The following is a 7,382-nucleotide window of genomic DNA, read 5'->3' on the forward strand; positions in this document are numbered from 1 at the left end:
GGTGGACATCCTCGGACGCTCCTTTGCACCGGGCTGGAAGCGCTTGCGAAAGCGCTTTCGTACTCTAGGCTGTGGGCTACGTCACTGGCAATAGCCGAAGACGCGTCAGCATCGATGTATTTCGGGAGCGTTACAGATGCCCAAGCCTGGGTCGAGGTTGCGCCTCGTCGACGTGGCCGAGCGGGCCGGCGTGTCACTGGCGACCGCCTCGCGCGCGCTCGCCGGCCGCGACGGGGTCAGCAAGGAGGTCGCCGACCGAGTGCGGCGGGTCTCCCAGGAGCTGGGCTACGTGGCCAACCCCTACGCCCGCACCCTGGCCGGCGGAGCGAGCTCCACAGTGGGCCTGGTGGTGCACCAGGTGGACGACCCCTACTTCTCCGAGATCGCCGGCGGGGTCATCCAGGTCGCCGCCGAGCAGGGGCTGCTCGTGCAGATCTGCCACTCCGGGCGCGACCCCGAGTTCGAGCTGCGCCAGATCCGCCACCTCATCGCCCAGCGGGTCGGCATCATCCTCATCGCCGGCTCCGGCTACACCGACCACCGGGTGGAGGCGGAGACCAGGGCGGAGCTGTCGGCGTACCAGAACCTGGGTGGCCGCGTCGCCGTCATCGGCCGCCACTCGCTCGGCGCCGACGCGGTGCTGCCGGAGAACGAGGCCGGTGGGCGGACCCTCGGCGAGCACCTGCTCGGGCTGGGGCACCGGCGCATCGCCGTCGCGGCCGGCACCGAGGGCCTGACCACCGTCGCCGACCGGCTCGCCGGGGTGGCCGCCGCGATGCAACGCCACGGCCTGGACCTCGCCGACCTTCCCGTGGTGCACACCGACTTCACCCGCGAGGGTGGCCGGGTCGCGGCCGAGCGGATCCTCGCCGAACACCCGGGCACGACCGCCATCATCGCGCTCAACGACGCGATGGCGATGGGCGTGCTGGCGGTGCTACGGGCCCACCGCATTCCGGTGCCGGAGCGGATGTCGGTGGTCGGGTTCGACGACGTCTCCGTCGCCGCCGACCTGGCCCCCAGCCTCACCACCGTCCGGCTGCCGATGACCGACATGGGCCGGATGGCGCTCGCCCTCGCGCTCAAGCCGCGCACGACCCGACCGCGCCGCCGCTCCACCGGCCACACCCTCGTGATCCGCGACTCCACCGGCCCGGCGCCGGCCTGACCCGGGCACGCCACCCTGGTCATCGATCGACAGCGGACGGCCGCCGGCGAGCGACGGGCCGGCATCCGGGCGAGCCGCCGGTTGACCGGCCGGCGCCGCGGGCCGCCCCCGGTCGCCCGGAGCCGGCCCGCCGCCGGGGGGCCTCCCGTCAGAAGCCGGGGAAGACGCCGCGCAGCTCGTCGAGGTCGACCGCGCCGGTCACCTGCACACCCTCCGGCGTGTAGCGCGGGCCGAGCCGGCCGACCGTGAGGCGCAGCCACGCCTCGGCCGGCGCCGCCAGCTCACCGTCCGACCGCTCCGGGGCGTCGGTCAACTCGACCCGCTCGCCCAGCCGCAGCCCGTACGTCCGCTCCGGGTCGTGCAGCCGCACGGCGACCACGGCCCGCCGGCCACCGAGCACGTCCGGTCGACCGGTCCAGGCGAGCATCGCGCCGACCTGGTCGAGCAGCAGCGGCACCGCGTCGGCGGCCACCGTCGCGGCCGGGTCGAACCCGACCTCGACGTCCCACCGGTGCAGGGCGAACTCGCTCAGACGCATCCTGGCGGCGGTGGCGACATCCACCGGCTCGGGCAGGAAGCCCAGGTCGACACGCAGCTCCGCCCGGGCGGTGGGGTCCAACGCCTCGTACGCCTCGACCAGCCGCTCGTTGGCGTCGAGAAAGCCGGCGGCGTGCTCGGCGGGCGGCATCGCGTCCCACCGCGCCCACACCGTCGGGTTGAAGTCCCCACCGGGCGCGGGATCCCCCGCCCGGGCCGCCCGCAGCGCCGCCAGGTTGATCTCGGCGCCACTGCCGAGGTGACTGAGCACCTGCGACACCGTCCACTCGGCGGCCCCGGACGGCCGGACCAGGTCGTCCGGACCGAGTTTGCGGACGAAGGCGGCGAGCGCGTCGTGCCCGCTGCGCAGTGCGGCGATCGTCTGGTCCGCGGTCGTGGTCATCGTTCTCCTGTCGCTGATCCGTGCCGACACGCTCCGCGACCGCGGACCGGGCCGGTGGCCGACGCCGGGAACCATCATGCCGCAGCCCACGGCCGACGACACGGACCCCGACGATCTCGCCGCATCCACTGTCGACGCCCTCGTTCCCGGGAACGCCCGAGGCCCGATCATCCGAGCCGGGGCGACCCCTGGTCGGTGACGCACCGCGACCGACCGGATGCGCCGCGGGATGACCGGGCCGGGCGGACGGACACCACCGGCGTCCCGGTAGCGTTGCGCCTCATCATGGCCCGCGGGCGACAGGGCGCTCGGGATGGTACGGAGGATGGCGGATGTCCAACGGCGACGAGCCGTTCGCGGCACGCGAGGTCGGGGTCTCGCGACCCACCTTTGAGCTGACGCGGCGGGGCTACGACAAGCGGCAGGTCGACTGGTACGTCGAGCAGGTCAACGGCCAGCTGGCGGCGCTGGCGGCCGAGCGGGACCGGGCCGGCGGCCAGGCCCGGGAGCTGACCGGCCAGATCCAGCAGCTGCACACCGAGCTGGCCGAGCTGCGCCAGCGCCCGGCCCAGCTGGATCGCGCGTCGTTCCGTGACCTCGGTCCGATGGTCGACCAGATCCTCGCGCTCGCGGAGAAGCAGGCCGCGGCGATCAGCGAGACCGCCGCGCAGCGCGCCGACGAGCTGCACGCCGAGGCGGAGCGGACGCTCGTCGAGGCGCGGGAACGCACCGCACGCGCGCTGCAGGAGCTGGAGGAGGAGCTGGCGGCGCGCCGCGACGAGCAGGAGAAGGCGTACGAGGAGCGACGCACCACGGTGGAGACCGAGCTCGCCGAGATCCGCGACGCGGCGGAGAAGCTGCGCGCCGACGGTGAGGCCGCCCACGAGCGTGCCCGCCAGGAGGCGAAGCGGATCGCCGAGCAGAGCGCCCAGCAGATCGAGCAGGCCAGGGCGGCCTCGGAGGCGCTGACCCGCGCCGCCCGGACGCAGATCCAGCAGGAGCTCCAGGCGGCGCGCACCAAGAGCCAGCAGGAGCTGGCCCAGTGGCAGGCCAACATCGAACGGGATGTCAACGAGCGCCGGGCCGCGGCCGAGCAGGACCTGGCCGAGCAGCGGGCCGCGGCCGAGCGGGAGATCGCCGGCCAGCGCAACGCCGCGGAGCAGACGATCGGCTCGCTCATCGCCGAGGCACAGCAGTACGCCACCGAGGTGCGCCAGCGGGCGGACGAGCAGATCGCCCAGCACCAGGAGCGGCTGACCGTCGTGCAGCAGGAGCTCTCGACCCGGCAGCAGACCGTCGCGCAGATGCAGGCCGACCTGGAGAGCGCCCGGCAGCAGCTCGCCGAGTCGCGTCACGAGCAGGCGGAGGCGGAGCGTGAGCTGGGTCAGGTGCGCCAGCGCCTCGACGAGATCCGCCGGGAGCTCAGCTCGGAGGTCGAGCGGCTGGACGCGGCGCGGCGGGCGGCGGACTCGGCCGAGCGCCACGCCAAGGACGTCCGGGCCCGGGTGCAGCGCGAGGCCAAGCGGGTGGCCGACCTCGCGGCGGCCGCGGTGATGGCGGCCGCCGCGGGCGGCGTCGCGACCGCCGAGTACCCGATGGTGGCGCCGCGCTCGGCGGCGGATCGGCCGGCCGGGGAGACCGAGACGGCCGTACGGCGTCCGGAGGAGACCGAGGGCGACGAGCAGCGGGCCGGCGGTGTGGGCGACGAACGGCATCCGGAGAGCGCGGTGGCCGCGGAGCGGCGGCCCGACGCGGACCCGAACGGGCGACCGGCCGGGGTCGACGCCGAGGATCGGCGGGCCGGTGACCCGGCCGGTGGCGGGCCGCGGGCAGGCGAGGCGGAGCACGACGACCAGCCGGTCGACGAGGCGAGCGACGGTGAGCCGCGGGTCAGTCTCTTCGAGGCGGCCGAGCGGCGCGTCGACATGATCCCGCCCGCCGAGTCGCGGATCGACATGTTCCAGCCGAGCGGTCGGCGGGCCGACGCGGGGGTCGCGGAGCAGGCGTGATCGGGGCGCCGGGGGCCCCCCCCCGGGGGGGGGGGGGGCGCCCCCCGCGCCCCCCCCCCCCCCCCCAACCCCCCCGGGGGCCCCCGGGGGGGGGGGGGGGGGGGGGGGGGGGGGGGGGGGGGGGGGGGGGGGGGGGGGGGCCCCGCCCCGCCGCGGGGGGGGGGCGGCCCCCCGCCGCCCGTCACCCGCCGCCCGTCACCTCACGCCTCGGTGCCGAAGAGCGCGGCGTAGCCGGACGGCAGCTGGGTGATCACGTCGTTGAGCTCACCCCAGGTCACCGCGTCCGCGACCGTCGACAGCACGGCGCCGGCGTCCCACTGGGCGGTGCGCGTCGTCGCCCCGGTGCCGGCGGCGATGCGGTTCAGGAACTCCTGCACCGACAGTTGCAGGGTCGGCTCGTGCTGCTCCTCGAGGATCTCGGCGACGCCCTGGGGCAGCTGGGACGCCAGGTCGCGGGCCTCGCCCGGGGTCAGTCGCGCGGCGAGGACGCTGAGCACCGCGCGGATGACCCCCTCGGCCTCCGCCGCGCTGGCGTACTCGCCGCGTTCCCGTACGGCGGCGACGAACTCGTGGTATTTCACGTGCGCTCCCTTCCTGACCGTTGATCGGGCAACCGGGCCGGAGGGAGCGACGGGCGACAGGGGGACGTCTCCGCCTCCCCGAAGTCTGGCACGCCGGGGCCGGCGGGGGCGGGTAATCGCCGCCCCCGCCGACGCCGACGTCTCGGGAGGGCGGCTACCGGGGTTCGCGCCGGCCGCGCGTCGACACGAACTGGTACGACATCACGGCGAAGGCCGGGTCGCGCAGCAGCTTGCGGAACACCTCCAGCTGGCCGGGGGTGAAGCCGGCGTCCAGCAGCTCCGGTTCGAGCTGGCGGGAGTTGGTCTCGTAGAGCGAGGCTCCGCTGGATCCGCCGGCCCAGCTCTGCGCGTGGGTGACGGTATCGACCTCGACCAGCCCGACCCGGGCCATCTCCGCGTGCACGTCCTGAGCCCACGTCAGGTCGGCGCCGTGGCCCTGCAGGATGCCGAGCATCGCGTCGGTGACCTGGCCGAAGAGCTTCGCCGCGTCGTCGTTCGGTGCGGTGAGCACCCGCAGCGGCGCGGTGCAGTCGAACTCCTCCACCACCAGCCAGCCGCCGGGCGCGAGCGCCCCGACCAACGCCCGGAGGACGCGCCGGCGCTCCGGCAGGTGCAGCAGGACCAGCCGGGCGTGGACCAGGTCGAACGCGTCACCCGGCGGCAGGTCGGTGCGCACGTCGTGCCGGCGGACGTCGAGGTTGGCCATCGGGGTCAGCCGGGCGGTGTCGATGTCGGTGGCGAGCACCCGGCCCTCCACGCCGACCGCCCAGGCCAGGCCGCGGGCGACCGAGCCGCCGCCGGCGCCCACCTCCCAGCAGTGGGCGGCCGGGGCGAGCACCGGCGGCGCGAGGCGGCGCATCGTGATCGGGTCGAGGAACTCCTCCAGCGCGCGCAGCTGGGGCACCGCGTCGGCGGCGGCGTTGTCGAACGCGTACGCGTTGTCGATGATGTCCGTCGGCATCGTGATCACCCTTCCGAAGGGGGTCGTGGGACCTGCGGGGTTGCGGCCCGCAACCCGGCCGCCGAACCCGGAGCCGGTGGCGTCGCGACGGTGGCGATGCTCAGCATCTCCGCGAGCGCCGCCGGGTCGGCGCGGGCCTCGGTGGTGGGACGGTCGTAGACCAGCCGTCCGTACTCGAGCACCGCGACCCGGTCCGCGACCTCGATGGCGTGGTGGAGCTGCTGCTCGACCAGCAGCACGGTCAGGCCGGTGGCGGCCATCCCGCCGACGAGGCCGCGGACCCGGTCGGCGAGGTCGGGGGCGAGCCCCTCGCAGGGCTCGTCGAGCAGCAGCACCCGGGGTTGGCCGAGCAGCGCCCGGGCGATCGCCAGCATCTGCTGTTCGCCGCCGGAGAGCTGGTCGCCGCGGTGCCGCAGCCGCACCGCCAGGCGGGGCAGCAGGTCCAGGATCCGGGTGACCGTCCAGCCCTCACCCCCCGAGGTGGCGGCCCGCCAGGGCGCGGCCGCCAGGACCAGGTGCTCGGCGGCGGTCAGGGCCCCGCCGACCGACGCGGTGCCGTCGATCACCACGCCGAGCAGCAGCAGAGCCGAGGCGTCGAAGGCGAAGTCGGCCAGTGAGACGTACTGCTGGGCCACGAGCAGCGACCCGGCGCCGCCGGCGATCGCCCCGGCGGCGACGTGCGTGCCGGCGAGGTGGGCCGCCACCCGGTGGCCGCTGGCCCGCAGCCGGGCCTCGTCGTCACGTCCGGTCCGCAGCACCAGCAGCAGCGCGCCGACCACCACCGCGACCACGACCAGCAGCCAGCCGAGTCCTGGTGGTCGGTCACGTGCTCTCGGGTCACCGGTCTCGGCGACGGCCAGAACCGCGTCCGGGGCACCGAACCGGCCGGTGACCAACTGCCGCAGATCGTCGCGGACGCCGTCGGCGTCCCACACCGCCCGATACAACAACCGCTGCATCGCATCCGGCCGATGCATGTCCGGCCTTCTCCGCCAACTGCCAACACGTCTTGACCTCAAGATCGGACAGCAGCCCGGTCACGAACTCCCCCGCCACCCGGCGCCGCTCTACCCGACCGAACCGGCCCGCGAAGCACCCCAGCACCCCAGCCAGCACACGCTTCCACCGCCCGACGGCTACGCTGCGGCACGCGGCCACCGCAAGATCTGAAGTTGTGTCCACAACGCGCAGACGACCACGCGGTGGCCGCCTCGCGTCCACCCCGGTTCACCAGCAAGATCTCAAACGGCGGCTGCCGTACTAGGATGCCGTCGAACAACCTTCGGAAGGAGGAGTCGTAATGCCCAAGGTTGGCGCAGACACGAGCCGGGTGATCAGTGCCCTGTTGAAGGCATCCAGACGCAGAATCGAAAATGCCGAGCGCTCCTTGGGCGGTTCTCTGGCGAACTTCTGCTGCGCAAGATGATCGAGGCCGATCGTTCAGTGTCGAGTGTCGACGGTAGGTCCGTGGACGGCCTGGGCCAGGTTCTTCGGAAGGCCGCCTTTCTCGCTGAGACACTTGCCAAGAACATGAATTCCAGCAATATCTCGAGCCGAACATAAGTCGTCTCTGCCTGATCTATGTGGGACTGCGCCGTTGTTAGGTGGCTCGGCCCCTTCGTCGCTGTTGTGGGGGTGTTGACGCGGTGCCTGCTTTTCAGAGTTCTGAGGATCTGGCGGAGTTCTTCAAGTGGTTTTATGGTGAGGAGCTTCCGGGTCTGCA

The 7,382-nt window shown here is 74.1% G+C and carries 6 protein-coding genes; 2 read left to right on the forward strand and 4 right to left on the reverse strand.

The window, feature by feature from the left end; translation table 11 throughout:
* The first annotated feature begins 136 nt into the window (after positions 1-136).
* Positions 137-1,168 carry a LacI family DNA-binding transcriptional regulator gene (locus tag ACIBTV_RS15725; protein WP_396705342.1) on the forward strand — a complete coding sequence of 344 codons (1,032 nt, stop codon included), beginning with the start codon at positions 137-139 and terminating at the stop codon, positions 1,166-1,168.
* Between the two features lie 148 nt (positions 1,169-1,316).
* On the opposite strand, the gene ACIBTV_RS15730 is transcribed toward ACIBTV_RS15725, so the two are convergent.
* Positions 1,317-2,108 (reverse strand): maleylpyruvate isomerase family mycothiol-dependent enzyme, encoded by a 792-nt coding sequence (locus tag ACIBTV_RS15730; protein ID WP_396705344.1) that lies wholly within the window; start codon positions 2,106-2,108, stop codon positions 1,317-1,319.
* A 332-nt stretch (positions 2,109-2,440) separates the two neighbouring features.
* Between ACIBTV_RS15730 and ACIBTV_RS15735 the strand changes: the two genes are divergently transcribed.
* Positions 2,441-4,117: a DivIVA domain-containing protein gene (locus ACIBTV_RS15735; protein WP_396705346.1), complete on the forward strand. Its 1,677-nt coding sequence runs from the start codon at positions 2,441-2,443 to the stop codon at positions 4,115-4,117.
* Between the two features lie 200 nt (positions 4,118-4,317).
* Here the strand turns inward: ACIBTV_RS15735 and ACIBTV_RS15740 are convergent, their stop codons facing one another.
* The 3 genes from ACIBTV_RS15740 to ACIBTV_RS15750 form a co-directional block, all read right to left on the reverse strand.
* Entirely contained in the window at positions 4,318-4,698 is a 381-nt protein-coding gene (locus tag ACIBTV_RS15740) for a DUF2267 domain-containing protein (RefSeq protein WP_396705348.1), read from the reverse strand.
* 154 nt (positions 4,699-4,852) lie between these two features.
* Entirely contained in the window at positions 4,853-5,659 is an 807-nt protein-coding gene (locus tag ACIBTV_RS15745; RefSeq protein ID WP_396705350.1) for a class I SAM-dependent methyltransferase, read from the reverse strand.
* A gap of 5 nt (positions 5,660-5,664) precedes the next feature.
* Complete coding sequence (locus ACIBTV_RS15750; protein WP_396705351.1) at positions 5,665-6,636, reverse strand: ATP-binding cassette domain-containing protein; 972 nt, start codon at positions 6,634-6,636, stop codon at positions 5,665-5,667.
* Positions 6,637-7,382 lie beyond the last annotated feature (746 nt).

Source organism: Micromonospora sp. NPDC049366 (genome assembly GCF_044466625.1).
Classification (GTDB): Bacteria; Actinomycetota; Actinomycetes; order Mycobacteriales; family Micromonosporaceae; genus Micromonospora.